The sequence below is a fragment of the Paraburkholderia mimosarum LMG 23256 = NBRC 106338 genome (assembly GCF_000739815.1).
GTDB lineage: Bacteria > Pseudomonadota > Gammaproteobacteria > Burkholderiales > Burkholderiaceae > Paraburkholderia > Paraburkholderia mimosarum.
On record NZ_BBJJ01000052.1, the window covers coordinates 23,701 to 49,697 of the forward strand.

General features: G+C 64.9%; 25 protein-coding genes and 1 pseudogene. 8 read left to right on the forward strand and 18 right to left on the reverse strand.

The window, feature by feature from the left end; genetic code table 11:
* Nucleotides 1–117: 117 nt before the first annotated feature.
* The 8 genes from BMI01S_RS27125 to ppk2 all read right to left on the reverse strand — a co-directional run bounded on the left by BMI01S_RS27125 (nt 118) and on the right by ppk2 (nt 7,449).
* Nucleotides 118–684, reverse strand: a complete 567-nt coding sequence (locus BMI01S_RS27125) for a TetR/AcrR family transcriptional regulator (RefSeq protein ID WP_028230357.1) — start codon at nt 682–684, stop codon at nt 118–120.
* 96 nt (nt 685–780) lie between these two features.
* Nucleotides 781–1,416, reverse strand: coding sequence for a LysE family translocator (locus BMI01S_RS27130; RefSeq protein WP_028230358.1), 636 nt, complete (start codon nt 1,414–1,416; stop codon nt 781–783).
* Entirely contained in the window at nt 1,359–1,631 is a 273-nt protein-coding gene (locus tag BMI01S_RS27135) for a CerR family C-terminal domain-containing protein (RefSeq protein WP_028230359.1), read from the reverse strand. The genes BMI01S_RS27130 and BMI01S_RS27135 overlap by 58 nt, the downstream gene beginning before the upstream one ends.
* Nucleotides 1,632–1,649: 18 nt before the next feature.
* Entirely contained in the window at nt 1,650–2,195 is a 546-nt protein-coding gene (locus tag BMI01S_RS27140) for a cytochrome b (RefSeq protein WP_028230360.1), read from the reverse strand.
* Nucleotides 2,192–3,262 carry a catalase family peroxidase gene (locus tag BMI01S_RS27145; protein ID WP_028230361.1) on the reverse strand — a complete coding sequence of 357 codons (1,071 nt, stop codon included), beginning with the start codon at nt 3,260–3,262 and terminating at the stop codon, nt 2,192–2,194. Before BMI01S_RS27145 ends, BMI01S_RS27140 begins: the two co-directional genes overlap by 4 nt.
* 502 nt (nt 3,263–3,764) lie before the next feature.
* Nucleotides 3,765–5,486, reverse strand: coding sequence for a SulP family inorganic anion transporter (locus BMI01S_RS27150; RefSeq protein ID WP_042291110.1), 1,722 nt, complete (start codon nt 5,484–5,486; stop codon nt 3,765–3,767).
* Between the two features lie 104 nt (nt 5,487–5,590).
* Complete coding sequence (locus BMI01S_RS27155; RefSeq protein WP_028210361.1) at nt 5,591–6,388, reverse strand: potassium channel family protein; 798 nt, start codon at nt 6,386–6,388, stop codon at nt 5,591–5,593.
* Nucleotides 6,389–6,603: 215 nt separating this feature from the next.
* Entirely contained in the window at nt 6,604–7,449 is an 846-nt protein-coding gene (gene ppk2, locus BMI01S_RS27160; protein WP_042291112.1) for a polyphosphate kinase 2, read from the reverse strand.
* A 571-nt stretch (nt 7,450–8,020) separates the two neighbouring features.
* Between ppk2 and BMI01S_RS27165 the strand changes: the two genes are divergently transcribed.
* Nucleotides 8,021–9,043 carry a LirA/MavJ family T4SS effector gene (locus BMI01S_RS27165; protein ID WP_051381344.1) on the forward strand — a complete coding sequence of 341 codons (1,023 nt, stop codon included), beginning with the start codon at nt 8,021–8,023 and terminating at the stop codon, nt 9,041–9,043.
* A 77-nt stretch (nt 9,044–9,120) separates the two neighbouring features.
* On the opposite strand, the gene BMI01S_RS27170 is transcribed toward BMI01S_RS27165, so the two are convergent.
* The 3 genes from BMI01S_RS27170 to BMI01S_RS27180 all read right to left on the reverse strand — a co-directional run bounded on the left by BMI01S_RS27170 (nt 9,121) and on the right by BMI01S_RS27180 (nt 12,267).
* Nucleotides 9,121–11,250, reverse strand: coding sequence for a phosphocholine-specific phospholipase C (locus BMI01S_RS27170; protein WP_028230364.1), 2,130 nt, complete (start codon nt 11,248–11,250; stop codon nt 9,121–9,123).
* 79 nt (nt 11,251–11,329) lie between these two features.
* Nucleotides 11,330–11,743: a hypothetical protein gene (locus BMI01S_RS27175; protein WP_154671161.1), complete on the reverse strand. Its 414-nt coding sequence runs from the start codon at nt 11,741–11,743 to the stop codon at nt 11,330–11,332.
* A gap of 170 nt (nt 11,744–11,913) precedes the next feature.
* Nucleotides 11,914–12,267, reverse strand: coding sequence for a DUF1330 domain-containing protein (locus tag BMI01S_RS27180; protein ID WP_028230365.1), 354 nt, complete (start codon nt 12,265–12,267; stop codon nt 11,914–11,916).
* A gap of 163 nt (nt 12,268–12,430) precedes the next feature.
* Between BMI01S_RS27180 and BMI01S_RS27185 the strand changes: the two genes are divergently transcribed.
* Nucleotides 12,431–12,649, forward strand: a complete 219-nt coding sequence (locus BMI01S_RS27185) for a hypothetical protein (protein WP_028230366.1) — start codon at nt 12,431–12,433, stop codon at nt 12,647–12,649.
* 19 nt (nt 12,650–12,668) lie between these two features.
* Here BMI01S_RS27185 and BMI01S_RS27190 read toward each other — a convergent pair whose 3' ends face one another.
* Nucleotides 12,669–14,801: a tetratricopeptide repeat protein gene (locus tag BMI01S_RS27190; RefSeq protein WP_028230367.1), complete on the reverse strand. Its 2,133-nt coding sequence runs from the start codon at nt 14,799–14,801 to the stop codon at nt 12,669–12,671.
* Between the two features lie 243 nt (nt 14,802–15,044).
* Here BMI01S_RS27190 and BMI01S_RS42055 point away from each other — a divergent pair, with 243 nt between their 5' ends.
* Nucleotides 15,045–15,224 (forward strand): hypothetical protein, encoded by a 180-nt coding sequence (locus tag BMI01S_RS42055; RefSeq protein WP_028210356.1) that lies wholly within the window; start codon nt 15,045–15,047, stop codon nt 15,222–15,224.
* Between the two features lie 65 nt (nt 15,225–15,289).
* Here the strand turns inward: BMI01S_RS42055 and BMI01S_RS27200 are convergent, their stop codons facing one another.
* Nucleotides 15,290–16,354, reverse strand: coding sequence for an alcohol dehydrogenase (locus BMI01S_RS27200; protein ID WP_028210355.1), 1,065 nt, complete (start codon nt 16,352–16,354; stop codon nt 15,290–15,292).
* Nucleotides 16,355–16,529: 175 nt separating this feature from the next.
* Between BMI01S_RS27200 and BMI01S_RS27205 the strand changes: the two genes are divergently transcribed.
* Nucleotides 16,530–16,946, forward strand: coding sequence for a MarR family winged helix-turn-helix transcriptional regulator (locus BMI01S_RS27205; protein ID WP_028230368.1), 417 nt, complete (start codon nt 16,530–16,532; stop codon nt 16,944–16,946).
* Between the two features lie 88 nt (nt 16,947–17,034).
* A complete protein-coding gene (locus tag BMI01S_RS42060) occupies nt 17,035–17,187 on the forward strand; it encodes a hypothetical protein (RefSeq protein WP_028210353.1) in 153 nt (50 codons plus the stop codon).
* Nucleotides 17,188–17,226: 39 nt separating this feature from the next.
* Here BMI01S_RS42060 and zwf read toward each other — a convergent pair whose 3' ends face one another.
* Both zwf and BMI01S_RS27220 read right to left on the reverse strand, forming a co-directional pair.
* Nucleotides 17,227–18,702 carry a glucose-6-phosphate dehydrogenase gene (gene zwf, locus BMI01S_RS27215; protein ID WP_028210352.1) on the reverse strand — a complete coding sequence of 492 codons (1,476 nt, stop codon included), beginning with the start codon at nt 18,700–18,702 and terminating at the stop codon, nt 17,227–17,229.
* Between the two features lie 292 nt (nt 18,703–18,994).
* Nucleotides 18,995–20,338, reverse strand: coding sequence for an Nramp family divalent metal transporter (locus BMI01S_RS27220; protein WP_081723334.1), 1,344 nt, complete (start codon nt 20,336–20,338; stop codon nt 18,995–18,997).
* A gap of 237 nt (nt 20,339–20,575) precedes the next feature.
* Here BMI01S_RS27220 and BMI01S_RS27225 point away from each other — a divergent pair, with 237 nt between their 5' ends.
* The 3 genes from BMI01S_RS27225 to BMI01S_RS27235 all read left to right on the forward strand — a co-directional run bounded on the left by BMI01S_RS27225 (nt 20,576) and on the right by BMI01S_RS27235 (nt 23,861).
* The gene (locus BMI01S_RS27225) at nt 20,576–21,574 is read left to right on the forward strand and encodes a YncE family protein (protein WP_028230370.1); all 999 of its coding nucleotides are present in this window, start codon (nt 20,576–20,578) and stop codon (nt 21,572–21,574) included.
* 13 nt (nt 21,575–21,587) lie between these two features.
* Nucleotides 21,588–22,595, forward strand: a complete 1,008-nt coding sequence (locus BMI01S_RS27230; RefSeq protein WP_028210349.1) for a sterol desaturase family protein — start codon at nt 21,588–21,590, stop codon at nt 22,593–22,595.
* Between the two features lie 138 nt (nt 22,596–22,733).
* Complete coding sequence (locus BMI01S_RS27235; RefSeq protein ID WP_028230371.1) at nt 22,734–23,861, forward strand: 3-deoxy-7-phosphoheptulonate synthase; 1,128 nt, start codon at nt 22,734–22,736, stop codon at nt 23,859–23,861.
* 67 nt (nt 23,862–23,928) lie between these two features.
* Here the strand turns inward: BMI01S_RS27235 and BMI01S_RS27240 are convergent, their stop codons facing one another.
* The 3 genes and pseudogenes from BMI01S_RS27240 to BMI01S_RS27250 form a co-directional block, all read right to left on the reverse strand.
* Nucleotides 23,929–24,585, reverse strand: coding sequence for a DUF2894 domain-containing protein (locus BMI01S_RS27240; protein WP_042291117.1), 657 nt, complete (start codon nt 24,583–24,585; stop codon nt 23,929–23,931).
* The gene (locus BMI01S_RS27245; protein ID WP_028210346.1) at nt 24,575–25,222 is read right to left on the reverse strand and encodes an OmpA family protein; all 648 of its coding nucleotides are present in this window, start codon (nt 25,220–25,222) and stop codon (nt 24,575–24,577) included. Before BMI01S_RS27245 ends, BMI01S_RS27240 begins: the two co-directional genes overlap by 11 nt.
* Nucleotides 25,219–25,997 (reverse strand): annotated as a pseudogene (locus tag BMI01S_RS27250) (DUF802 domain-containing protein); the annotation flags it as partial. The gene BMI01S_RS27245 and the pseudogene BMI01S_RS27250, both read right to left, overlap by 4 nt.

Here is a 25,997-nt window from a genome sequence, read left to right on the forward strand (position 1 = left end):
GATTCGTAGTCGTAGAAACTCGATCATGATGCACCTTTTACGGCTATCTATCAGAAGATAGAAACTGTAGCCCAACAAAAGAGGCGGCGTACCGCCCCGGCTTGCAGCTTCAGCATTTCACTGGGCCACGCGCCACATGGCTTCTACATCTTCGAGGCGCGACTTCGTTTTGAACAGCCGGCTTGCCAGAACACTGCCCTGCAACGCCGCGAACAGGGTGCGCGCGGCGCTTTGCGCCTTACCCTTCACGACCAGCGTGCCTTCCCTGGCCCCTTGCGCCAGCACTTCGGCCAGCCAGTCTTCGTTGGCGCGGAAGAACGCCTGCACGGCCTGGCGCACGTTTTCGGGCAGCGATTCGATGTCGGCGGCCAGCATGCCGCACAGACAGATCTGGTTGCCGTCGCCCAGCGTCTTGCCGAAGAGCCGCGTGTAGATCGCGAGCTTTTCGCGCGCCGGGAGCGCTGCTTCGATGGATTGCAGTCCCGCCATGACCTCGCTGCTGTACTGATTTACCGCTTCCAGCACGAGGTCGTCTTTCGACGGAAAGTAGTAGTGGATGCTGGACGTTTTTACGCCCACCAGTTCCGACAGGTCACGGTAGCTGAAGCCGTTGTAGCCGCGCAGCATCATGAGGGTGATGGCGTGGTCGAGAAGCTGCTCCCGCACTGTCAGTTTCGTGTCCATGGACTCCAATTTATCTACTGGAAGATAGATTGTCAAGCGGAATGGGCAATTTGTTTCCGCTGCTCCGGCGCGGCCAGGGGACCGCGCCGGGCGATGTCAGATGCCGCGATGCCCCGCGCTGAAGATCAGGCGCAAGCCGAGCGCCGCGATGGCGCCTGCGGCGATGCGGTCGATCCAGCCTTTTGCCTGCAGATACAGATCGCGCGGGCGCTGACTCGAAAAGCACAGCGCCACGACCGTGTACCAGCCGGTTTCGATCGCGAACACGAGCGGCGGCAACGCGAAGTAGCACCAGAGCGGCGGATGCTGCGGCAACAGCGCCACGAAGATGCCGCCATAGGCAATGGCCGTTTTCGGGTTGCTCAACTGCGTGGTGAGGCCGCTCCAGTAGGACTTGCCGGGCCGCTCGCCGGCCGCGGCCGTCTTGCTCACGGTGACCGGCGTGCCGGCGCCGCGCCAGATGCGCGAAGCGATATAGAGCAGGTAGGCGCCGCCCGCGATCTTCAGCGCCGCGTAGAGCCAGGCAACCGTGGCGAGCACCGTGTAGAGCCCGGCGAGCGCGATGCCGGCAAAGCAGATCGCGCCACTGCCCATGCCAAGCGCGGTGGCCACGCCGTCGCGGCGCGACAGGCCGATCGAGTTACGCGCGACGAGCACGAAGCTCGGGCCGGGACTCATGGCCCCGAGCAGAACGGCGAGGAGAATGCTGGCGACGGCGGCAAGGGCGGACATGACGGGGCTCCGATGAGGGAGGGAACCTCGAAGACTAGCACGCGCGTTTGTTCCGCGATATTCGCCTTCAGAAATTCCGCCTTGTCCGTGTCGATGTCGTCCCAGCCGAGCGTCGAGAGCGTCGAGCGGTGCGCGATGAAGAAAAGCAGAAATTGGCCGTACAGGCCAAACATGCGCACGATGCTGAGGGGATCACGCGCCGGTATGCCGGTCATGCGTTCCAGTCCCACCCGTCAACCGCGCGCTTCGCCACGCGCCATGCTGGCGAGCACACCGTCCCGGCGAATGAGCGCGTGAAAGAGCGCGGCTCCCAGATGCAACAGAATCGTCGCGTAGAGCGCCATGGCGAGCCAGGTATGCGCGGCGCGCAGCCATGCATAGAGCGTCACGTCATGCGGCGCGATGGGCGGCAGATGCAGGCCGCCGTACAGCACGACGGGATAGCCGCCCGCCGATAGCATCGACCAGCCGATCAGCGGCATAGCGATCATCAACAGATAAAGGGCGAGGTGCGAGGCGTGCGCGCCCGCGCGCTGCCAGGCCGGCAACCCGGCGGGCAGGCGCGGCGCTCCGCACCGGAGCCGCGTTGCGATGCGCACGATCACGAGAGCAAGCAGCACGATGCCCAGCGGACGGTGGAGCGCAAGCAGGGCCTCATGCAAGCGCGAGACCGTGGAGACCATCCCCACGCCGACGAACAGCATCGTGACGATAAGGACTGCCATCGACCAATGCAGGAGGCGCTGCAACGTGCTGAAATGTTGGACCGGTTGTTTCATGGCTGGGAGCCTCCATGCGTCTGCGCGAGTTCGGCTTCCTCGCGCGTGCGGCGATTGAACGAAACTGAATAGGCCGCCGAGCGCGCGGCGAGCAACGGGTCGTCGGAAGGCTTCAGACCGTCGGGCAAAATGGTCGGATCGTAGTTCACGTCGCGGCACATGCCGTTGCTTTGCGGCTCGGCGCGCTGCAATACCAGCGTGCCGGCGTCGATCTGCTCGCGGTCCGCGGGCCATTGCTGCGTGGCGTCGTTCGTCGGATCTGCGGCGGCAGCGACGGTGAGCACGAGCCTCCAGCGCAAAGGGATCGCCGCGGGGCCCGCTGCGAAGCGCGCGGCGAAGTCGTCGGCGAGGAAGTTCGGGTCGGCCTTTTGCGCCGGCGTCTCCGGCGCCCAGGCCGCTTCCGGCACGGTTTGCCAGCGCACGGCGTGCCGGTTGCCGGCGGCGTCCGTGGCGATGAACGCGTTGACGCTGTAAAACGCCGTATTCGCGAAACTGGAGGAGGGCGGATGCGCCGTCACCCAATTGCGGAACGGCAGCGTTTCCGGGTTCGCCCGGAAAAAAGCGTCGAGCTTCGCCGCGTCGGGCTTTCCCGTCGCCGGGTCTGGCTTCGAAGCCACGAGCTGCCTATAGAATTGGTCCGGAGTGCGAACGATGAAGACAGGCACCGAGTTCATGCCGGTGCGCCACTGCTCGCCGTTCTGCAACTGGAATAGCAGAGCCATGCTGCGCACAGGCGTGCTGGCGTCCGGCGCGGCGGGGTTGCTGCCGGGAATGGCGAAGCGTCCGACTACGGGCGTGCGTCCCGGCGCGAACACGGCGGCACGCGACACGCTCGCGCCGTTGCCATTGCTTTCGAACCAGCCCTCCACACAGAGTCCCTTGGCGTGATTGCGCCGATAGTCCGGGTGGACGCCATAATTCGACTCGAACGTGTTGATGATATGCGGGGCGTCGAGGCGCTTCGGCGTGAGCCAGCCGGCCGTCCACGCGAACGCGGCGCCCGCGCAGCCCACCACGGCTGCGATGGCCGCGAATCGGCACGGCACGCAGATCGAGGCGCGATTCACGGACGGGCCCCTGTGCACGGGCGCGCGCCCGGCAATGCATGTGAAAGCGTAAGGTGTGCGAGAGTGTGCATGAACGATTCCAGTCGATGGCCGGAGGGCCGTTACTGGCGTCAACAACGCATGGCTGCGTTCTATTCCCAATGCGAAGAGAAATAATGCGAGCGTGCTCGGGCGTCATGTTTACGGGATTGAAAGCGCGGAATTCGATACCTGCGCGATCGTGCGCGAAGTAAGAGAACAGTATCGACTGGGCTGGTTACGCGGAAAGGGTTCCGCTACCAGATCTTGGCTGCGCCGCCTGGCAGCACGGTGTGTCACTGCGTGGTTGGCCGGCGCGCATCGGGCGCGCCGTACGTCGGCTGGGTCAGCGTGCCATGGAGTGCGTTCAATCTCGTTGCGGGAGCAACGAAATCGCATGCGTCGAGTCGAGGCGTGGGGCGTCCAGAAGCCGGACAGCGATTTTTGCCGGGCTCGCGAATGCGTCGGCAGGCACCCGGCAAACTCAGTGCGACGCTCCGCTCACGGTTCCTGGTGGTTGCTGCGCCTCCCATGCCTCGACTGCCCGCTCCAGATTGAAGAACATCCGGTCGCGTCCGAGCGTCTTGCCGAGCGGTGAATTTTGCACCATTGCCAGTACGCCCGGGTTGAGACCCACGAGCCAGAGCATGATGTCCTGCTTGCGCAGCTTCTGTTCCGATTCCGTCAGCATTTTCAGCGCGGTGTACTCGAGGTCGGTTACGGCGCGCAGATGGAGCACGACGACCCTGGGATGCGTCTGCTCGATCAGCGTGCGGACCTTTTGGCCGACGCGCTCGGCATTGGCGAAAAAAATGGTCCCTTCGGGCCTCAACAGCAGAAGGCCGGGAAACGCCTCGTCGTCGGGGTGCTCGGCAGACACCGGACGAAACACGTTCGTGCCCGGCTTGCGGCGCAGCACATGCACGGGGGGATCGGACGTCTGGTGGGCAAGCGCCAGCAGTGACACGACAATGGCGACGAGGATGCCCTGCAACGTGCCAAGCAGTACGACGCCGGCGAGCGCAACCAGCGCCCACACCAGCTCTGTGTGTCGCACAGCGGCGATCGCACGAAATTCCGCGGGCTTGATCAGGCCGATCGAATAGACGATGACAACGGCTGCCAGCGTGGCATGCGGCATCAATCCGATGAAGGGCGCGAGAAGCAACATCGTGCCGAGCGCGACGGCAGCCGTGACCAGTTCGGCGAGCTGAGTGCGGGCGCCCGCGAAACGGTTGACGGCTGTCTGCGTCGTTCCGCCGCCCGCTGGCATGGAGCCCAGCAGCGCGCCTCCGACATTGGCAAGACCAATGGCCAGCAGTTCCCGATTCGCCTGTGGCGCAGGTTCGCCGCTCTCAGCGAATGCTCGCCCCGACGCGATCGTCTCGGTAAAGCTCATCAAGGCAATGCACGCGGCAACTGGCGCAAGCGACGCAACGAGGGAAACGTCGGGCATGGTGATGGGCGAGAAGCCCGTCGGCACCTTGCCGACGATCTCGACTCCATACGAGCGCAGGCCGAAGAGGCTCACGCCGCCGATCCCGCAGGCCACCGCGATTAGCGGTGCGGGTGCACGTGGAAAGAAGTGCTCGATTGCCACGAGGATGCCCACGGTAATCGCTCCCACAGCGAGTGTCGCCGCCGAGAGGTGAGGAATACCCGTTACGATGGCCAGCACGTTGTGGAAAAACGATCCCTTCGGGAAGTGAATGCCGAGCAGCTTCGGCAACTGATCCAGCACGATGATGACCGCTACCCCTGCCTTGAATCCGGTGAGCACCGGATCGGAAATGAAGTTGGCAACGAATCCCAACCGCAGGAGCGCGGCGAGCGTAAGCATGCCCCCGACCAGCAAGGTCAACGTTGCCAAGGCGCTCAGCAGTTCCGCCGTCCCTCCTCGAGGGGCCGCGCGGGCGAGAGCGGCTGCGGCGAGGATGGCGATCGTTGCGCTGGTGCTGACGCTGAGCGGCCGCGACGACCCCAGGAACGCATAGATCACCATCGGAAGGAAGGCCGTATACAGCCCGACCTGGACTGGCAGACCCGCGACAGTCGCATAGGCCATGGCTTTCGGAAGAACGACCGCCGCAGCGGTCGCGCCAGCAATGACATCCGGCCTGAGCCAGTCCTTCTGGTAGTCGTGGACCCACTCGAGCACCGGAATGCGAAAGCCGCCTGCGGGATGGGTTGATGAAGCGTGTCTCATGAGCGACTCCCGAAGCCACGAGGCCAGTTTTGCGGAGCAACGTGCGATCGCGCCGACAACGGGCGGCAGACTACCCGCAGATCGCACCTGTCGAGCGATATGCTTTATGAGCGGTGCTGCGCCTGCCGTGCATCGCTCTCGCGCACCATGGCGGACGCAACGATGTCGTTCTCGTCAATGACAGTCGACGCGCCTGCCCTCAGGAGTAACAATCTGCGCAGTTCGTTCTCGCCCGACACCACGATCTTGAGCGCGGGATTGAGCGTGTGCGCCACCAGCGTGATCTCGAGGTTGCTGTTGGGATCGGCGCCCGTCACGAACAACGCACGGGCGGTATCCAGCCTGGCGCGCTCAAGTACGTCGTCGAAGGACGTCTGATCGCCGAGAATGACCATGTATCCCAGTCCAGAGGCTTTTTCGGCGCGCTTTGCGTCGCTATCCAGCACGAGCACGGTCGCTCCGGCATCCAGCAAACGGGCGGCGACCAACTGACCGACCGGACTAAACGGGCACACGACGATGTGGTTGTTCAGCGTTTCGAGCTTGTGCTCCATGGCCCTGTTCTCCCAGAAGACCATCACGTCGTCGCCCGACAGCATCCCTGCCAGTTGCCGTAATGCATAGCCGGCGACCACCACCGTCGCAAGCATCGCGACCAGCATGAATACCTTTTGGTCCGTATTGAAATCCGAGAAGTCGCCCAGGGTCGTGACGAGATTCACCGCATCCCAGAGGGCCGTGAACATCTTCGTGGTCAACGGCGCATCGGAACGATCGAGCAGCACCAGCCCGACCGACGAACCTAGCAGCACCAGAATCAGCAGGCCAATCGCGAAGCGTGCGCGGCGGTGCCATTCCTGGATGCGTAGTCCGCCAAGGCGTGGTTCTGCGATCCGGTACATCCGATCATTCCTCGAATCCGCTTTTTGAATTGCAGTCCGAACCATTCATGGAGGGCACGGACGAATAACCTGCTTTCCATACTGCCGCTTGACCAATCGGATCATGTCCTTGCCCGCGCGTTGCAGGAACACGTGGAGGCATTCGGTCGCGCGTCGTTTGCGACTTCGGCGTGCAATCCCGGGTCTCCTTTCTGGCGGACGCGATGCGGCGCTACTCAATATTTTTCGGGCACGTACCTGAAAGGATGGTCCAGTTCGCGGTACCCCCCGGCCTTTTGCCGGTGAGGCAACGACACCTTCTCCCTCGGTACGCTATGGTACGGAATCTTGCTGAGCAAATGACTGATCGCATTCAGCCGCGCGCGCTTTTTGTCGTCGGAACGCACGACGAACCAGGGTGCGATGTCGGTGTCGGTCAATGCAAACATTTGGTCGCGGGCCCGTGAATAGTCATACCAGCGACGATAGGACTCGAGGTCCATCGGCGAAAGCTTCCAGACTTTGCGCTCGTCGTGGATGCGGTCTTCGAGCCGCCGGGTCTGCTCCTCGGGACTCACCTCAAGCCAGTACTTGATCAGGATGACGCCCGAATGAATGACTGCACGCTCCACGAGCGGCACGATCATCAGGAATTCCTGCGCCTCATCCTCCGTGCAGAAGCCCATGACGCGCTCGACGCCCGCGCGGTTGTACCAGCTCCGGTCGAAAAGGACGACCTCGCCGGCGGCCGGCAGGTGCGGTATATAACGCTGCATGTACATCTGGGTCTTTTCGCGTTCCGACGGCGCAGGCAGCGCAATCACCCGGAACACGCGCGGGCTCGTGCGCTCGGTGATGGCCTTGATGGTGCCCCCCTTGCCGGCACCGTCGCGCCCTTCGAACACCACGCAGACTTTCGCCCCGGTGTGCACAACCCATTCCTGCATCTTGACCAGTTCGACGTGCAGGTGACGAAGCGCCTCCAGATACGTCTTGTCGTCGACTTTGCCGTCTGCGTTCGGCTTGTCGCCCCTGGCTTCTTTAGGTGTTCCAGACATTTCGCTACTCCTGGAAAAAGCCATGCCCGCTTTCCAGTCGTGTCACCGTGCAGGGAATGCGAGCAGAATGACCGATTCGGTCGGACCGCCCCACAAGTCGAACACGACGAGAGTGCTCGGGTAGCGGCTCGGCATCTAAAGCCTAAGAGGACGCACTTTGCCATGATTGACCTAGATCAGCGAACAGCGTCTATTGCCATGTGGAGCCAACATCGCGATCGGAGAGCCGTAGCCCATCCGCTCAGACTGTTGCAGTGTTGCCGCCGCGAACCTGCTGGCTCGAAGGACCGAAATGGAGGGGCGCGTGATAAAGAACGAGTATCGGCTCCACCGGTTGTCCGGTCAGCGAGCACGTTAACTAACCTTCGGTTAGCTTGCTGAAATTCGACCTGCATTTCGAATGACTACTGCTGCGTTCGTTCAAAACAAAGACACTCGCCGATACGCTGGACGATTTTCTGATGCTCGGTGCATATGATATTCATCCAATCAGAAATCCTTACTACAATTTTTGGATCGGGTTAATGTCGGTCATCGTGGCCGTGCCGATTGGCGGATCTGGATCGTTCCATGTCAGCGAACAAGGAGAGAGCAAATGCCCGGCTATGAGGCCATCAGTAAATATCGATTCCTGAAAACCAAAAAGGAGAAGGGCAAGGACCGGGAAATCGTGAAGCAGGACGGTGATGCGCTGGACGCCGATTACCGGGACTTTGGGAAGATTTTTGATCTCTTTGAAAATCTCGATAGTTTCAAAACGGGCCTGGAGACCGTGTCGGGTTTGTTGTGGGAGAACTATCGCACGATCACCAATCAGCGCAACCAGCGTCTCTACACGCCTGTTCCTGCGCCTCCTCCCGGCAATCTGTTCACGCGGTGCCTGGGCATGCTGGCACATCAATATGGCTTCACTTTTCAACAAGGGCTTTCCGCCGAAACGGATTTCAATACCGCGCCAATCGGGACCACGCTCATCGCCGGCGATCCGTTCATTGGCTCCTTGATCAGGGCGAAGCTGTTCTGGAAAGATGCCATCAGCGCCGATCATGGTGAACACAGTCACAGCCTGCAATGGCTCGTGGCCGCGCAGCTATTGAACGGCCAGACAACGAGCAGCATTCCCGACCTGTACGCCAGAACGGTGGACTACTGGATCATGAGCCGGGGCGTGGACACCATCAATTTATGGCAGCTTCTCGTCGACAGTTTTCCTGCCACCGGCACCACCGCGCGGGATCCCGACAAGCGGCTGCTAACCGATTCCTGGCGCTGCCCGCAAAATGTCACCCGCTACCTGCTTGGGAACCGCAATGGCTTCCAGCCCATTGCCGGGCATTTCGTTTCCAACTATCTGTACAAAAGATATTCAAACAGGAACTGGATCAGCATCACGACAAACAAGGAGACAAATACGAGCAAAATGAATCTGGCGAACATTTATACCGATACCGCCGCCAAAGCCAAAGAAGGCTGGAAGCAGGGTGAAGTCAACCCCGCGCGGCTGACACGCAAGACCGTCACGCCCGGCGATGCAATGCGGCGAACTCAGTGCTCGGTCGTCGAATTCCCGAGCGCTGAAGCGCCTGGTCGAAATCCAGTGAACCACGGGGCGAGGTAAAAAAAGCGGCGCCCGGAAGACGCCGCAACCAGGGAATAGACAGGAAACCTGATGGTGTAAGCAGCTTCGCACCGGGCTCAGCCTAGCCTGCTCACCGGCACGACCGCCGCCGGGTCGCTGATGCTCGGCCGGCCGTTCTCGATGTGTCCGGCGAAGCGCCACGCGAAGGTGGCGTCGTCGCGGCTGGTGACCGTGAGGTCATACCAGTGATGGCTCGACGCAAGAACCCAGACTTCCTCGATGTGGCCGCCAGCCGGCACGATCACATTGCGCCCGTGTGCGCCATAGGCGTTGTCGGTCACGTTCAGGTGCGCGACGCTCGTCCCCGTGTTCGAGAACGCGAGGAAGAGATTGCCGTTGGCGATGTCGTAGTGCGCCGACACGTAAGGTTGCGGCGAGCGGCCTGACTTCCCCGGACCCGATTGCGCGGCCGTGCCCGCGAAGCGCCGCACGAAACCGTTGGGGCCGTGCACTTCGAACGCGTAGATGCCGTTCGTCACGCTCAGATCCCATGTGTCGTCGAGCGACTTGCCCGCTTCGACGGTATAGCGCCAGGGACCGTCGCTGCGATTCGTGCCGTACACGTAGAAGTGCGCGCCCTGGCGGCCCGTATTTGCGATCGTGATTGAAAGCGTGTTGTTCAGCGCTTCCGGCTTCGCATTCACATGAAGCTCGTAAGGGAGCGCGCGTGCGTAACGCACACCGGGCTCCTGCGGGTCGATTGGCTGTGGCGTGGCCGGCACCGTCGGCGCCGAGTTGACCGAGCACTGGTTGTCGGCCAGCGCCATGTAGTTGCTCGTGTCGGGCAGGGAGGGCATCGTGGCGTCGGGCGTGCGGAAGTCGAAGCATGTCGTGAGATCGCCGCACACCGCGCGTCGCCATGCCGTGATGTTGGGCTCCTGTACGCCGAACCGTGCTTCGATGAAGCGGATCACCGAAGTATGATCGAACACCTGCGAGCAGACGAAGCCCCCCTTGCTCCACGGCGAAACCACGGTCATCGGCACGCGCGGGCCCAGGCCATATGGCAGGCCGTCGGCGGTGTACTTGCCGCCGCGCAGCGGGTTGACCACGTTGTGAATCTCGCCGTCCACGCTCACGGTCGACTTGCCCTGGGTAGGCATCGTGGGCGGCTGCGGCGGCACGATGTGGTCGAAGAAGCCGTCGTTCTCGTCATACATGATGAATAACACGGTCTTGCTCCAGACTTCGGGGTTCGAAGTCAGGGCGTCGAGAATCTGCGAGGTGTACTCCGCGCCATAGGCCGGCGTGTACTTGGGGTGCTCCGAGAACGCCGCAGGTGGCAGGAGCCACGAGACCTGCGGAAGATTATTCTGGAGTACGTCGTTTTTCAGCTCGGCGATCGTGCGCACGGTTTGCGCGCGCTGGTACAGCGCCGAGCCCGGCTGCGCGTTGATGAAGTTCGCGAAGTTCTGCAGGATGTTCGTCCCGTAGTTGCCGTTCAGCGGATCGCTGCCGTTCGTGCCCTGCTGGTAGATCTGCCACGAAATGCCGGCGGCTTGCAGGCGCTCGGGGTAGGTCGTCCACGAGAGGAGTTGATACGTGGGCGGCACGTCGTTGTCCACGTAGTCGTTGTTGTCGAGCAGCGGGCCGCCCATCGTGCCGGTCGGATCGACCATGCCGGTCATGAGGTAGGCGCGGTTCGGATGCGTCGGACCGGGCAGCGAGCAGAAGTAGTTGTCGCACACCGTGAAGGCATCGGCCAGCGCGTAGTGGAATGGAATGTCCGCGCGCAGGTAGTAGCCCATCGTCATGTCGGTCTTGTACTGCGGCCACTGGTTGTAAAGGCCGTTGTTGATCGCGTAGTGCGTGGGGTACCACGCGTGGTCGAGATCGCCCACGCATTGTGCGCTCGTCTTGAACGTGTCGAGATGGAACGGCAGCACGGGTTTCGTCGCGTCCGCCTTCGAGGCCTGATACCACACGGGCAGGCCGCCGGGCAGCGGAATCGGCAGGCGGTCGTTGTAGCCGCGAACGCCGCGCAGATGGCCGAAGTAGTGGTCGAACGAGCGGTTCTCCTGCATGAACACGACGATGTGCTCGACATCGCGGATCGTGCCCGTGCGCGAATTGGCTGGTATGGCCAGCGCATTGCGGATCGATTCGGGGAGAACGGTCATCGCGGCGGCGGCGGCGCCCGACTGCGCGACGGTCTGCAGGAAACGGCGGCGACTGGTTGACGTCATTGCTGTTCACCTTTCTGCTTGAGGTTGGCGTGTCGTGCCCCGACGGTGGGCTGGCACAGGGGCACGCAGGTGCGGTGCTTCAATGGCTGGGCATGGCCGAACTGCTGGAATCGTTGCCGTTGCTGGCCTGGGTTTGCGCGGTGTCGCCTGGCGCGTAGCTCATGACCGGCGTGACCTGATCGCCGTCGGCGGCGAGGCTGGCCTGTGCGCTCTGGATGGAGTCGCTCGCGGTGGTTGCCACGTTCGCGCCATGAGCGGGCGTGGCGCCCGGGTTCGCCAAAACGCGTGCATCGGGCTGCGGCGTTGTCGCCGCGCTGTTTGCCGATGGCGATGGCGATGGCGTTGCGGCTTGCTGGCGTTGCGCGGACGTCGGCGTTAGCGGCGTCGATGAGCCGTAACCCGGGCCGCATGCATCGAGCATGCTCGTTGCGAGCACAACGATAACTGCGGTCGGCAGTGTCGCCGACACGCGGTAGGGGAGGTGCATTCTCACGTGCGCATCCGTTCTCTGAGGATGGGTCGCGCACAGTTTCGTCGCCGTTGAAGAAAAAATTGTGAAACGCGAGAAAACGTTTGCGCGAGTCGAAATCAGCGCTTCAACGCTCCGCATTACAAGCATGTGCTCGCAGATTCTCTGCTAACGAAATGCTTTCGCGTCGTGTGTCACGCAGCGGGAGGATCGCCGTCATGGTGGGCGGCGCGCAGTACGTCGGTAGCGCGATGCGGCATCTCGACCTGATCGATCAGGAACACGTCCCCGCGCGAATGTCCGGCGCGCAGCGGCAGGATCGCCTGATAGGCGCTCGAGCGATACCACTCGCGCGCGATTTCGCGGCTCGCGAACTCGATCATGATGAGGTCGCCGGAAAACTTGCCTTCGAGCCGCTCGACGCGTCCACCATGAATGATGAAACGGCCGCCATAGGGGGCGAGGGTGGCGTCGATCTTCTCCAGGTACTCGACGATCGCGGGGCATGGTTCGACGTCGCGCAGATGGGCGATGGCATAAGCGGTCATGGCAGTCCTCGTGAGCGTGAAGCAGGATGAAAGGGGGCTAACGCTTGCGAGAATAGGGCGCGCCAGGCGGCGAATCGATTACCTGGGAGGTCATGCCGGCGGAGTAAAATAGCCGCAATCCGAAGCCCGGCCCGGGACGTTCCCGCTTTTCGCCACCGCCGCCATGAACCCGTCACCCGAGAACAAGTCTGCGCGCAAGCAGCCGCCCAAATGGCTGTTGAACACCCTCACGGCGCTCGTGGGCGTGCTGACGCTCGCGCTCGGTATCGGCTGGATCGTCTACAAGTGGGTCGTCGATATGGAGATTCCGTACTTCGCCATTCCGCTCGTGATGTGCGTGCCGGTGATCGTCGCCGTGGCGTTCCGCAACATCTGGGATTGAGGCGCGCCCAGCACCGCTTTCAAATCCCGAAGCGCTCGGCGCACGCCACCCGCACGCGCTCCACTACTGCCGGCCACGCTTCGTCGACGCGCTGGCGGAAGAGGCGCATCGTGCCCGGATACCACGGCGAATCTTCGCGCTCGTGCATCCAGCGCCAGTCCAGGTCGAAATGCGGCAGCAGCACCCAGCACGGCTTGCCGAGCGACGCCGCCAGATGCGCGGTGGACGTATCCACGCAAACCACGAGATCGAGCTGCGCGACGATGGCGGCCGTATCGACGAAATCGCGCACGTCCGAGCCGAGGTGCAGCAGCGGCAGGCTCGCGGGCGGGTTGCGGGCTTCGTCTTCGCCCTGACCTTTCTGCAGGCTCACGAAGCGCACCCCCGGCAGGTTCCAGAGCGGCGCGAGCGCGGCGAGCGTTGGCAGCGAGCGGTGCGCGTCGTTGAAATGCTTCGCATTGCCCTTCCAGACGATGCCGATGCGCGGCCCCGGCTCGAGCGTGGCAAGGCGCGCGCGCCAGTGCTCGACGAGCGCCGGCTCGGGCGTCACGACGAGCGGCGCGGGGATCGTGTCGAGCGTCGTGCCAAGACGGTGAGGCACGCTTATCGGGCTCACCCAGTAGTCGAACTGCGCGGCGGCAGTCGCGGCGGCTTCGTGGCCCAGCACGGCGTCGATGCCGTCGGCGCCGCTGAAGAGCCGGCGCAGCGGCGCCTGGCACGCGAACGCGATGTGCGCCGCGCCTTGCGCCTTGAGCACGCGAGCATAGCGCCCGAATTGCAGCATGTCGCCGAGGCCATCTTCCTGCCACAGCAGCAGCGACTTGCCGGCCAGCGGTTCGCCCTGCCAGACGGGGCACTGCAGCAGGCCTTGCGTGGCGTGATGCACGAAACCGGGCATCGTGTAGCGGCATTCGTAGCGCGCGAAGCCTTCCTCGAATCGGCCCATGCTGATGAGCAGCGTGGCGAGGCGGAATTTGGCGTCGCCGTAGTCGGGGTTCGCGTCGAGTGCGCGGCGGTAGGCCGCTTCCGCTTCGTCGAGCCGGCCGTATTCCTTCAGCAGGCTCGCCACGTTGAAATGCGCCTCGGCGAAGTCGGGCCGCACGGCAAGCGCCTCGTGAAGCACGTCGAGCGCTTCGCCGCGCCGCCCGAGCGCCATCAGCACGCAGGCAAGATTGTTCCAGGCCTCGACCCGGCCGGGCAAGCGGCGCATCGTCTCGCGATAAGCGGCCTCAGCTTCGGGCAGCCGCTCCAGCGTATGCAGCGCGACGCCCAGGTTGTAATGCGCCTCGGCGTGATCGGGCGCGAGCGCGAGCGTCTCGCGAAAGGCCGCCTGGGCCTCGGGCACGCGCTTGAGATCGGTGAGCACGCAACCCAGGTTGTTGAGCGCGTCCACGAAATTGGGGCGCATCTGGAGCGCGAGGCGCACCGCGAGTTCCGCTTCGGCGAGCCTGCCGGATGCCTTGAGCAGCATGGCGAGATGGTTGAGCGCCTCCGGATACTGCGGCTGGATCAGCAGGGCCTGGCGAAAGGCCTCCGCCGCGTCGTCGCCTCGTCCCAGGTCTCGCAGCAACGTGCCGAGGCCGTTGTACGCCTTCGCATGGCGCGCATTGGCGGCAATGGCGGCGCGCAACGCGCTTTCGGCTTCGGTGAGGCGGCCTTGCCGGTGCAGCAGCAGTCCCAGGTTGTAGTGCGCGTCGGCGTGGCTGGGGCATTGCGCGAGTACCGCGCAAAACGCAGCTTCCGCTTCGGCGTGCCGCTCCTGGCGCTGCAGGACGACGCCGAGATTGCTGCGTGCGTCGATGTCGGCGGGCGTGAGGTTCAGCAGCCGTTCATAAAGCGCCTGCGCTGGCGCGAGGGCGCCGAGCGTCGCATAGAGCCCAGCGAGTCCGCGGTACGCCTCCGCGAAGTCCGGTTTTGCGGCGAGGCAGCGCTGCCAGAGCGTCTCGGCGCGCGCGACGTCGCCCATGCCCGTCGCGCTGAGCGCCGCGAGATTGAGCGCCGGCGCGAGCGTCGTGTCGTCGGTCGTCGCGCCCTCGCCGACGAGCGGTTCGAGCAGCGCGAGCGCTTGCGCGAAGCGGTGCGCCTCGCAATGCGCGTTGGCTTCGCGCAGGATGTCGTCGGGGGCGGGCGCGAGGGGCGTCGTAATGATCACGGTGAACGGTAGAAGCGGTGGTGCGCAGCTGTCTGCCTCGCACGAACAATGGGCCAGTCTCGAGGTTACGACAGCTGCGCTTCAGGCAACGGCGCGAACTGGGCGCATACGTTGCCCTTATTCGAGCAATGAGCGCGCAATGAGCCGGGTTGGCTGGCCATGCTTGCAGAACGCTTGCGAAATGGCGCGGCGCAGTGGGGAGACCGTAAGGGACATTGTTCGGCACGCACGGGCAGAACGGATGTGCCGATTTCTCGCTGGCGCCGCGCGCTCGGCGGCCACGTTCCCGAACTGCCGGAAACCCGCGCGAGCAAGAGTCGCCACGTGCTCACGCCGACGCTCGCGCGACGCGAGAATCCGGGCCCCGGCGCCCGTAGTCGCGATATGCGTGGGGAGCGCGAGGCGACTCAACCGGTGAATTGATTCGGCATCCGGATGACATGGCATCGCGTGCGGCGAGCGCCCGCGCGCAATGCCATGCCGCGTGCTCACGGCACGAGAACTTGCCGCCCGACCACCTTGCCTTGGGCGAGCGCCTCGAACGCGTCGTTGATTTCCGTGAGCGGCCGCGCCGAGACCGGCGAAGGCTGCATCCTGCCTTCGCGCGTGAGCGTCACGAGTTCGCGCAACTCGGGCAGCGTGCCCACATAGCTGCCTTCGATCTTCAGCGGCCGCATCGGGATGATGGGTAGCGAGAGCGTGAGATCCCCGCCCATCAGCCCGACGATCACCACATGGCCGCCGCGCGCGCAGGAATCGAGCGCGAGCCTGACCGTAGGCGTCGCGCCCACGAGGTCGAGCACCGCGCGCGCGCCGCCGCCCGTCGCGGCGATGACCTGCTGGAGCGCGTCGCTCGCTCGCGCGTCGATGGCGGCTAGCGCGCCGGCGGCGAGCGCCGCTTCGCGCTTGGCGGGGTCCACGTCCACGACGATCGCGCCCTGCGCGCCCAGCGCCTTGAGCACTTCGAGCGCCATCATGCCAAGACCGCCCGCGCCGATCACGACCACGGGGCCTTCGTGTATGCGCTCGCCAAACTTCTTGACGGCCGAATACGTCGTTACGCCCGCGCAGGCGAGCGGTGCGGCCTTCACGGGATCGAGGCCGGCGAGATCCACGAGATAACGCGGATGCGGCACGATCACGTAGTCGGCGAAACCGCCGTCGCGCAGCACGCCGAGCGACTGCGGCTTCGCGCAAATGTTCTCTTCGCCGCGCTTGCAGGCCGCGCATTCGCCGCAGCCGATCCACGGATGCACGACTGCGGACGTCCCCGCTGGGAGTGCTTCTGTAGCGGCTTGCGCATCGGGCCCGAGCGCCACGACCTCGCCGCAGATTTCATGGCTCGGCGTGAGCGGCAGCTTGATGCCGCGATCGGCGAGCGAGAGTTTCTTGCCGCCGCCCAGATCGTAGTAGCCCTCCCAGATGTGCAGGTCGGAATGGCACAGGCCCGCGGCCTTCACGCGCAGCAGCACCTCAGTGCCCTTTGGCTGGGGCACCTCGCGCTCGATCAGTTCCAGTGGCTTGCCGTGATGGATAACGCAGTAGCAGCGCATTTGCATCGATGTCTCCGTGATGTGGTGTTCGACGGCCAGGCGATGACGATTGCTTCGCATCATAACGGATGCGGTGCAAACGCTATTTCCCTTGCAGGGTGCTCGATTCGTCCGAGGGTAGACGCAACACATGCTGATCGTTGCATAGCTAACGATATCCGGATATGCTACGCACATGTTCGATCATTGCCTTTACTTCAACACCACGGCGCTGGCGCGGCGCCTGGAGCGCGAATGGGCGGAGGCCTTCGAGCGCTTCGAGCTTACGCCGCCGCAGGGTTTCATGCTGCGCGCGGTGCTGGAGCGGCCCGGTTCGCTCCAGCGCGAACTGGCCGAGTTGCTTTCCATCGCCCGGCCCACGGCCACGCGCGTGCTCGACGGTCTGGAGGCGCGCGGCTACGTGGAGCGCCAGCGCACGGAGGGCGACGGACGCGAAGTGGCGATCGTGCCCACGGCACATGCCCTTGCGATTGGCGAGGCGCTCAACGCCGCGAGCGCGACGGTCACGAGCCGCATGAAGCGCACGCTGGGTGGCGAAGCGTTTGTCGATACGGTGTCGCGCCTGCGCACGGCGCGCGCCACATTGGGCTGAATCCGCACGGCACGCGCGAAGCCCGGCAGGCTACAAGAAGGGCATCAAAGCGGCATCAAAGTGGCATCAAAAAATACGGAGTTGCATCATGCGGCGCATCGGCGCTTTTTGTATTTCGACGTGGCTCGCGGCCGCCGTTCTTTTTCTCGGCCGTCACTCGGTGCCGTTGATGGCGCTGAGCGGTGTAATCGTGTTTGCGGGCTTCGATCTTTTTCGTCCCGATTCCGGCGATCAGCAATAAAAGCCGGCGGCCGCCGCGCGGCGCCCGCCGTGCCTCACATTACATTTCCTCGGCCCACGACAGGTTCTCGCGCGCGAGCAGCGCCGACGATGCCGCCGGCCCGAACGTGCCCGACGTGTAAGTGCGCGGGCGGTCGTTCAGTTCCTTCCAGCCGTGCAGGATCGGCTCGACCCACTTCCATGCGGCTTCCAGTTCGTCGCGGCGCATGAAGTGCGTGAGGCGCCCGCGAATCACGTCGATCAGCAGGCGCTCGTAGGCTTCCGCGCGGCGCTCGGGAATGGCCTGCTGGAGATCGAGGTTCAGGCTCACCGGCAGCATGTTCATGCCGCTGCCCGGTTCCTTCGCGAGCATCTGCAACTGGATCGATTCTTCGGGCTGAAGCTGGATCACTAGACGATTGCCGTAATTGCGCGGACCGCTCGGGAAGATCGAGAACGGCAGGTCCGCGAATTCGATCACGATCTCCGACTGGCGCTTCTGCAAGCGCTTGCCGGTGCGCAGGAAGAACGGCACGTTGGCCCAGCGCCAGTTGTTGATGTGCGCGCGCAGCGCCACGAACGTTTCGGCCTTGCTGTCGGCCGGCACGTTGTCTTCTTCGAGGTAGCCCTTCACCGGCTGGCCGTCCACGGCGCCCGCCGCGTATTGGCCGCGCACGGTGTCCCGCGCGATATCGGCGAGCGACATCGGGCGCAGCGAGCGCAGCACCTTGAGCTTTTCGTCGCGCACGGCGTCCGGGTCGAGCGAAACGGGCGGCTCCATTGCCACGATGCACAGCAGTTGCAGCAGGTGGTTCTGCACCATGTCGCGCAGCGCACCCGTGTGATCGTAGAAGCCCGCGCGGCTGCCCACGCCCACCGTTTCCGCCACCGTGATCTGCACGCTGCGGATGTACGGCGCCTGCCAGAGCGGCCCGAAGATCGGGTTGCCGAAGCGCAGCACCATCAGGTTCTGCACCGTTTCCTTGCCCAGATAGTGGTCGATCCGGTAGATCTGCGACTCGGCGAAATGCCGGCCCACCGACTCGTTGATCTGCTGCGCCGAGGCGAGATCGTGGCCGAGCGGTTTTTCGAGCACCACACGCGAGCTGCCGTCGACGAGGCCGCCCGTCGTGAGGTTGTCGCAAATCGTCGTGAAGAGTTCGGGCGACGTCGAGAGATAGAACACGCGCAGCGCATGCTCGCGCGACGCCGCCTTCAGGTTCGCGTAGTCGGCGGGCGCGTTCACGTCGATGATCACGTACTGGAACAGGTTCAGATAGCGGTCCCACGCCTGCGCGTCGAACGCTTTGGCATCGATGAACGGACGCGACTGCTCGTCCATGAAGCTGCGGTAGTCGTCGATCGTCCAGTTCTTGCGGCCCACGGCGATGATGCGCGTTTCGGGCGGCAGGTTGCCGTGCAGGTGCGCCATGTAGAGCGCGGGCAGCAGTTTGCGCGCGGCCAGGTCGCCTCCGCCGCCGAAAATGATCATGTCGACGGGCTGTTCGGGCAAGGCTTGGGCAGGCTGATTCGTCATGGCAGGTCGGAGGTGGCGCGCGCTCGGGTCTGCGCTTTGGGCTCGCTCTGGATTCGCTCAGGGCTCACTTTGGGCTCATCCATGCGGCTTTCGGGCGGGGACGCTCGCGCGCGGTTGCAAAAGCCGCGCCCGTCACGAGAACGGGGCGCGGCGAAAACGCTAATGGTGCATGGTTTCGCCCGAGTTTGCACGCGTGGCGCGAAGGGGCCGTTGCGCGGCACGCTCACATCGATAAACCGACCGGCCGTTCATTTTGACGATCGCGCGGGCATCCGGCTTTTTTACGCGCGCGTCACCCGAGTCCAGGCAGCGCCCCGCCGAAGGTCACCAGCAGCAGCGCAACGTTGAGCACGAGCACGACGAGCGCGCCCGCAGCGGCGCCAATCGCCGTGAGCGCGCGATTGCGATGCGGCCCCATGATGTCGGCGCGGCACGTGAGCCAGACGAGCGCGGCCATCGGGAACGGCAGCGCGAGGCTCAGCACGACCTGGCTCATCACGAGCGCCTCGGTCGCGTTCACGCCGAGCGCCACGACGACGAAGCTCGGCACCATCGTCACCGCGCGGCGCAGCCATAGCGGAATGCGGAAGTTCACGAAGCCCTGCATGATCATTTGCCCGGCGAGCGTGCCGACCACGGAGCTGGAAATGCCCGAGGCGATCAGCGAGACGAGGAAGATGCTCGCGGCGGCCGCGCCCAGCAGCGGGGCGAGCGTGCGGTAGGCGGTCCCGATTTCGGCGACATCGGCATAGCCCTGGTGGAAGGCGCCCGAGGCCATGACCACCATCGCCATGTTGATGAGGCCGGCCACCGAAAGCGCGACCACGACTTCGACGTTAGAAAACTTCACGAGGCGCGCGCGCTCGGTGTCGTCGCGCGCGAGCACGCGCGCCTGGGTGAGCCCGGAGTGCAGGAAGAGTGCATGCGGCATCACCGTTGCGCCGATGATGCCCACCGCGATCGTCACGGCTTGCGCATCGGGCAGGCGCGGCGTGGCGAGCTGGCGGAGGAGAGTCGGCCACTCGACGGGCGCGATGAAAAGTTCGAGCACATAGCAGATGCCGATCACACCCACGAGCGCGCCGATCACGAGTTCGAGCGGCCGGAAGCCCGCGCGCTCCAGAAACAGCAGCGCATAGGTCACGACAGCGGTGACGGCCATGCCCGCCAGCAGCGGCAGATGAAAGAGCAGCGCGAGGCCGATCGCGCCGCCGAGAAATTCGGCGAGATCGGTGGCCATGGCCGCGATTTCGCTCACGATCCACATGAGCCACACGAGCGGCGCGGGCAGCGTGTCGCGGCACAGTTCGGCGAGATTGCGGCCCGTGGCGATGCCGAGCTTCGCCGAGAGCCCCTGGAAAAGCATGGCGATCACATTGGCGAGCAGTACCACCCACAGCAGCGCATAGCCGTAGCGCGCGCCGGCCTGGATGTTGGTCGCGAAATTGCCGGGGTCGATATAGGCGACGGAGACGACCACGGCCGGACCCGCGAGCGGCAGCAGAAGGGCGACGCCGCGGCGGCGTCCTTCGAGCGCTTCGCGCACTGCGGCGGCCGTGCTGCGGGTCAGGCCGTCGGGGGCGCGCACGGCGGTGTCCGCGCTATCTGCGCGGTCTTCGCGGGCGCGATGGTCCATGCAACTTCTCGCGAGAGTTAGGGTCTGTACGCGCAGCCCATCGCCGTAACCGTCGCATCGCGTGGCTGCAAATGCGTTGCACAGGCGTCATCGGAATCGGGGCCTCACACGTTAAGCAGGCAATCCGCGCGCCTACCTTAGCGGTATCTCAGCACAAACCGGCGCCGCGCGCCTTCGCTGCAGTTTCTCCCTTACGAAATGCCTCAATTCCCGATCTTTTCGCTTACACCGGCGCGCATGAAAAAAACGCTCGCGACTGCGCTGCTGAATTGCGGCCTCATCGGCGGCCTTGCATGGGGCGCGCTCGCCCACGCCGACGACAAGGTCATCGTGCTCGATTCGGGCGAGGCCAGGCTCTCGCTCATCGACGAGGCGAGCCGCACCGTGGTCGGCACCGAGCCCACCGGCAAGGAGCCGCATCACCTGATGATCACGCCCGACGGCAAGTCGCTGATCGTCGCCGATTCGGTGTCGAACGACCTGCTGTTCCTCGACCCGCATACGGGGCAGGTGCAAAGCCGCCTGGAAGGCATCGAAGATCCGTACCAGCTCGGCTTTTCGCCCGACCACAAATGGTTCGTGACCGCGGGCCTGCGCCTCGACCGCGTGGACGTATACCGCTACGACGGCAAGAACCTCACGCTCGCGAAACGCATCGCGCTCGGGAAAACGCCGAGCCACATCACCTTCGCCTCGGACAGCAAGACCGCGTTCGTGACGCTGCAGGACACGGGCGAAGTGGCCGCCATCGATCTGCCGACGCAAACGGTGCTCTGGAAGCTGCCCGTGGGCAGCACGCCCGCGGGCCTGTGGATGACGCCGGGCGACAAGTACCTGCTGGTCGGCATGACGGGCGAGGACGACGTGGCCGTGGTGGACTGGCACAACCGCACGGTCGTGAAAAGGATCCAGACCGGCCGTGGCGCGCATAACTTCCGCAATCTCGACGACGGCACGCATGTGGCCGTCTCGAACCGCGTGGAAAGCACGATCAGCATTCTCGACTACACCACGCTCACGAAGGTCGGCGACATCACGGGCCTGCGTCCCGGCCCCGACGACATGGAGCTGTCCGCCGACAAGCGCTACCTGTGGGTGACGTTCCGTTTCGCGAGACACGTGGGGATCATCGACCTGAACACGCGCCAGCTGATCGACACCATTGCGGTGGGCCGTTCGCCGCACGGCATCTATTTCGCGAACCGCGCGCCCGTCTACGCGCCCAACCCGGATTGATGCAGGAGTCCGAATGATCGATACGCTGATTTCGCAGGCCGACAACCTCGTGTCGTGGCTGCAGACGCTCGTCTACGTGGACGTGGTGCAGCCGGCCTTCTACAAGATCGGCCTGATGGGCTACGACGAGGACACCTACGACGCGCTGTACTGGGTGATCGTGGGCGTGCTGCAGGTTTGCGCGTCGTATCTGCTGCTGCGCCCGCTCGAAGCGTTGCGACCCGCGGAGCAATGGCGCGACCGCAAGGCGCTGCGCGCCGACGTCTGGTACACGTGGATCGCCAAGCTAGGCATCCTGAACATCGCGTTCTTCTTTCTGTTGACGCCGTTGTTCAATCACTGGCAGAGCCTGATGGCGATCTACAGCGTCCCGAACATCGAAGTGGACAGTCTGTGGCCCGGCGTGACCGACAAGCCGCTGGTGTCGTTCCTGATCTATCTCGTCGTGCTCGACTTCGCGGGCTACTGGTATCACCGCTGGCAGCATCGCTTCGGCGTGTGGTGGGAGCTGCACGCCGTGCACCATAGCCAGCAGCAGATGTCGATGTGGTGCGACGATCGCAATCATTTCCTCGACGATGTTCTTCAGGCCGCGTTTTTCGCTGGCATCTCGCTCTTCATCGGCGTGCAGCCCGCGCAGTTCGTCGTGCTCGTGGCAATGAGCAACTTCATGCAGAGCGTGCAGCACGTGAACGCGCGCCTCGATTTCGGATGGCTGCTCGAACGGATCGTCGTGAGCCCGGCGTTTCACCGCCGTCATCATGCGATCGGCTACGGGCACGAAGGCACGCGCTACGGCTGCAACTTCGGCGTGCTGTTTCCCTGGTGGGACATGATGTTCCGCACCGCGTCGTGGAGCAAGGCGCAGGAACCCACCGGCATTCGCGACCAGTTGCCCGCGCCGCACGGCAAGGGCGTGAGCTATGGCGAAGGGCTGCTCGCCCAGCAGTGGTTCGCGCTGGTGCGCATTGCGCGCCGGCTGGCGGGCAAGGGCTATCCGATGGGAGATGCGGCGCGCTGATCGTGGCGGCGCACGTTGCGGGTTCTTTCGTGAGGCGGTCTTCGGGCCGCCTCGTTTCGTTTCGGAGGCTGCCGGCGCGCCGGATGCGATAATCGTGGCTTGATCCCCCATGCATCTAGCCCGTAGCTGGAGAACATCTTGAGCCGTATCGACAATCCGCAGCACGACCAGGAAGTCGGCGTGGCCGACGCCACCCAGGACACGACCCGCATCGACGACACGCGCATCGGCGCCGTGCGTCCGCTCATTTCGCCCGCGCTGCTGCTCGACGAGCTGCCCGTGCCGCAGGAGACGCAGACGCTCGTCGAAACGAGCCGCGGCGAGATCGCCGAGGTGCTCGCGCAGCGCGACGACCGGCTCGTGGTGGTGGTGGGTCCGTGCTCGATCCACGACCACGACCAGGCCATCGAATACGCGAAGCTACTCAAGGCGAAGGCCGACACGCTCGAGGACGATCTGCTGGTCGTCATGCGCGTGTACTTCGAGAAGCCGCGCACGACGGTGGGCTGGAAGGGCTATATCAACGATCCGCGTCTGGACGGCAGCTTCCGCATCAACGAGGGCCTGCGCGCGGCGCGCCAGCTGCTGCTCGACATCAACGCGCTGGGCCTGCCCACGGCCACGGAATTTCTCGATCTGCTGAGTCCGCAATTCATCGCCGACCTCGTCGCGTGGGGCGCGATCGGCGCGCGCACGACCGAGAGCCAGAGCCATCGTCAGCTGGCCTCGGGCCTTTCGTGCCCGATCGGCTTCAAGAATGGCACCGACGGTGGCGTGCAGGTGGCCACCGACGCCATCGTCGCCGCGCGCGCGAGCCACGCATTCATGGGCATGACGAAGATGGGCATGGCCGCCATCTTCGAAACGCGCGGCAACGACGACTGCCACGTGATCCTTCGCGGCGGCAAGAGCGGGCCGAACTACGATGCGGCCTCCGTGGCGGCGTGCTGTGCGTCGCTCGCTAAGGCGGGGCTGCGCGAGCAGGTCATGATCGACTGCTCTCATGCGAACTCGAACAAGGCGCATCAGCGGCAGATCGACGTCGCGCGCAACATCGGCGAGCAGCTCGAAGGCGGCGAAAAGCGCATCGTCGGCGTGATGATCGAGAGCCATCTCGAAGAGGGCCGCCAGGATCTGAAGCCGGGCGTGCCGCTTCAGCGCGGCGTGTCGATTACCGATGCGTGCATCAGCTGGGCGCAGACGGCGCCCGTGCTCGATGGGCTGGCGCAGGCAGTGCGGGCGCGGCGCAAGGCCGTTGCGGGCTGAGGACGGCGCTTCGGGAAGCCGCCTTCGATCGAAACCGCCCGCAAGCGGATGAACCGCGGGTCGGCGACTATCGCGCCTTCCCGCGACTTCCTTTCTTCGCTGATGAAGCGCGCGGCGCTTCCTTGACCGGCGCCGCGACCGCCACGCTCGCACTCCACTGCTCGAGCCACGAAAGCGCATCGGCATACGCGAGGAAATGCTGAAGATAGCCCGGCGAGACTTCGCGCATGAGCGAGAGCGCGCGATGCACGAGGCTGCTCGAATTGAGCGGCCCCGCGTTCCTCGGCACCTGGTCCAGCGACTGGCGCAGCTGCTTTTCGGTGCGTACGCGCGACCAGGTTTTGCGGAAGTATTCGACCAGCTCCGGGTCCGGCTCGTGCCGCGCGCTTCCCGCCGGTCGCGCCGGCTCCACGCGCGCGAGCGAATCGACGAGGCGGCCCAGCTCGCTCCTCGCCGGCTCGTCGCCCAGCACGCGCGTGGTCTTCGATGTCCCGCGCGCGAGGTCGCCGGCGAAGGCGTCGAGCAGTTCCGCCAGGCGCGCGTCCATGAGGCGCCGCGCTTCACCCGCGTGCGCGGCGGCGCGCCGCTCCAGCGCCTCGATCAAATGAAAGCGAATCGGGTCGAGCTGGTCGGCGCCGCGCGCGCGCCAGACGTCGAGCAGGGCGCGCGCGCCGGATGCCTCGGGCGCGGCAGGCGCTCGATGCGGGCCCGCGTCATTCACCATGCTTGCCCTCGCCGACAGTCGGCCGCGGCACCGGCGCGATCTCGACGCGGCGGTTTTTCGCGCGGCCCGCTTCGTCGGTGTTCGCGCTCACCGGCTGCTCCGAGCCGAACGCGGCCGCGAACACCGACTTGGCCGGAACGCCCTGATCGATGAACGCGCGTGTGACCGTCAGCGCGCGTTCGGCCGAAAGCTCCCAGTTGTCGGCGAAGCGGCGGTTGCCCGCGTGCACCTGCTGATCGTCGGCGAAACCGCTCACCATCAGGATCTCGTCGCGGCTCTTCAAATACGCCGCGAGCGGCCCCGCGAGGCTCTTGAGCAGATCGCGGCCCTGCGGCGTCAGCTGGTCCGAGTTCAGCGCGAACAGCACGCTGCCGCTGATGCCGATGCGCCCGTTCACGAGCGTCACGCGCCCGGCGGCGAGCGGGCCCGCAAGCGCCTCTTCGAGCGTCTTGCGCCGCTGCGTCTCGGCCTTGCGCTGCTTGACCTCGTCGGCGAGGCGGCTCGACAGTTCGAGCTGCATGCCGACCACGCCCACGAGGATCAGCAGGAACGCGCCCAGCAGCACCGACATCAGGTCGGCGAACGCGGGCCAGACCGGCGCGGCGGGGGCCGCGCCGCCGTCGATTTCGTCGTTCATGCCGCGTCCACTCCTTCGGTGGCGCGCTGGCCGGCGAGCTGCTGGAGGTTCTCGACGATCTGCTTCTGCGACAGCATGCTCAGGTCGATCACTTCACGCGCCTGCGCCACGTAGTAGGCGAGCTGGTCGTCGCTGCGCGCGAGCGACTTGTCGAGCGCGGCCTCGATGCGCTCGAGATGCGCCACGAGCTTGTCGTTCGATTCGCCGAACACGGTGACGGCCGCGCCGAACGCGTCGCCAAGGCTCGCCACTTCCACGGCGCTGCCGCTCACCTGCGCGGCGATCGCGCCGAGCTTGCCGCTTTGTGCCTCGACGTTCGCGCTGAACTGGCCGCCCACGCGCTCGAGCAGGTCCGCCGAGGTGGAGACGAGCGCGTCGATCGCCGAGCGCTGCTCGGTGGAGGCGCGGTTCACGGCGTCGAGCAGGGTTTCGAGCGTGGCGAGCAGGCGGTTGCGCTCGTCGAGCATCGCGGTGTCGCGGACCATGCTGTCCGAGAGCTTCTGGCGCAGCTCGGCGATGACTTCGGCGGCTGCCTGCGGGGCGGCGGACGCGGCCTGCACGAGGCTGCCGATTTCGGCGATCGTGCTCGCGTTATGGGCCTGCGATTGCGAGGTGATGTCGCTGGCGGTTCGGGCCAGGGTTTCGCAGATGTCCTGCTGGCGTTGCGCGGTGGCCGCGCTCGTGGCTTCCCATTCCTCGCGCAGCGCGGCGGACATCGTCGCAAGCGAGGCGGTCCAGGCTTCGAGACGTTGCTCGTCGCGCGCGGAGATTTCGG

Bases quoted from the DNA above. Each gene is read 5' to 3' on its own strand.
- BMI01S_RS27155 (WP_028210361.1), bottom strand. From the start codon at position 6,388: ATGTACCGGATCGCAGAACCACGCCTTGGCGGACTACGCATCCAGGAA.
- BMI01S_RS27240 (WP_042291117.1), bottom strand. From the start codon at position 24,585: ATGGTGAATGACGCGGGCCCGCATCGAGCGCCTGCCGCGCCCGAGGCA.
- BMI01S_RS27150 (WP_042291110.1), bottom strand. From the start codon at position 5,486: ATGAGACACGCTTCATCAACCCATCCCGCAGGCGGCTTTCGCATTCCG.
- BMI01S_RS27185 (WP_028230366.1), top strand. From the start codon at position 12,431: ATGAACCCGTCACCCGAGAACAAGTCTGCGCGCAAGCAGCCGCCCAAA.
- BMI01S_RS27245 (WP_028210346.1), bottom strand. From the start codon at position 25,222: ATGAACGACGAAATCGACGGCGGCGCGGCCCCCGCCGCGCCGGTCTGG.
- BMI01S_RS27200 (WP_028210355.1), bottom strand. From the start codon at position 16,354: ATGCGCTGCTACTGCGTTATCCATCACGGCAAGCCACTGGAACTGATC.
- BMI01S_RS27180 (WP_028230365.1), bottom strand. From the start codon at position 12,267: ATGACCGCTTATGCCATCGCCCATCTGCGCGACGTCGAACCATGCCCC.
- BMI01S_RS27140 (WP_028230360.1), bottom strand. From the start codon at position 2,195: ATGAAACAACCGGTCCAACATTTCAGCACGTTGCAGCGCCTCCTGCAT.
- BMI01S_RS27220 (WP_081723334.1), bottom strand. From the start codon at position 20,338: ATGGACCATCGCGCCCGCGAAGACCGCGCAGATAGCGCGGACACCGCC.
- BMI01S_RS27230 (WP_028210349.1), top strand. From the start codon at position 21,588: ATGATCGATACGCTGATTTCGCAGGCCGACAACCTCGTGTCGTGGCTG.
- BMI01S_RS27225 (WP_028230370.1), top strand. From the start codon at position 20,576: ATGAAAAAAACGCTCGCGACTGCGCTGCTGAATTGCGGCCTCATCGGC.
- BMI01S_RS27125 (WP_028230357.1), bottom strand. From the start codon at position 684: ATGGACACGAAACTGACAGTGCGGGAGCAGCTTCTCGACCACGCCATC.
- BMI01S_RS42060 (WP_028210353.1), top strand. From the start codon at position 17,035: ATGCGGCGCATCGGCGCTTTTTGTATTTCGACGTGGCTCGCGGCCGCC.
- BMI01S_RS27170 (WP_028230364.1), bottom strand. From the start codon at position 11,250: ATGACGTCAACCAGTCGCCGCCGTTTCCTGCAGACCGTCGCGCAGTCG.
- ppk2 (WP_042291112.1), bottom strand. From the start codon at position 7,449: ATGGCTTTTTCCAGGAGTAGCGAAATGTCTGGAACACCTAAAGAAGCC.
- zwf (WP_028210352.1), bottom strand. From the start codon at position 18,702: ATGACGAATCAGCCTGCCCAAGCCTTGCCCGAACAGCCCGTCGACATG.
- BMI01S_RS27130 (WP_028230358.1), bottom strand. From the start codon at position 1,416: ATGTCCGCCCTTGCCGCCGTCGCCAGCATTCTCCTCGCCGTTCTGCTC.
- BMI01S_RS27135 (WP_028230359.1), bottom strand. From the start codon at position 1,631: ATGACCGGCATACCGGCGCGTGATCCCCTCAGCATCGTGCGCATGTTT.
- BMI01S_RS27165 (WP_051381344.1), top strand. From the start codon at position 8,021: ATGCCCGGCTATGAGGCCATCAGTAAATATCGATTCCTGAAAACCAAA.
- BMI01S_RS27205 (WP_028230368.1), top strand. From the start codon at position 16,530: ATGTTCGATCATTGCCTTTACTTCAACACCACGGCGCTGGCGCGGCGC.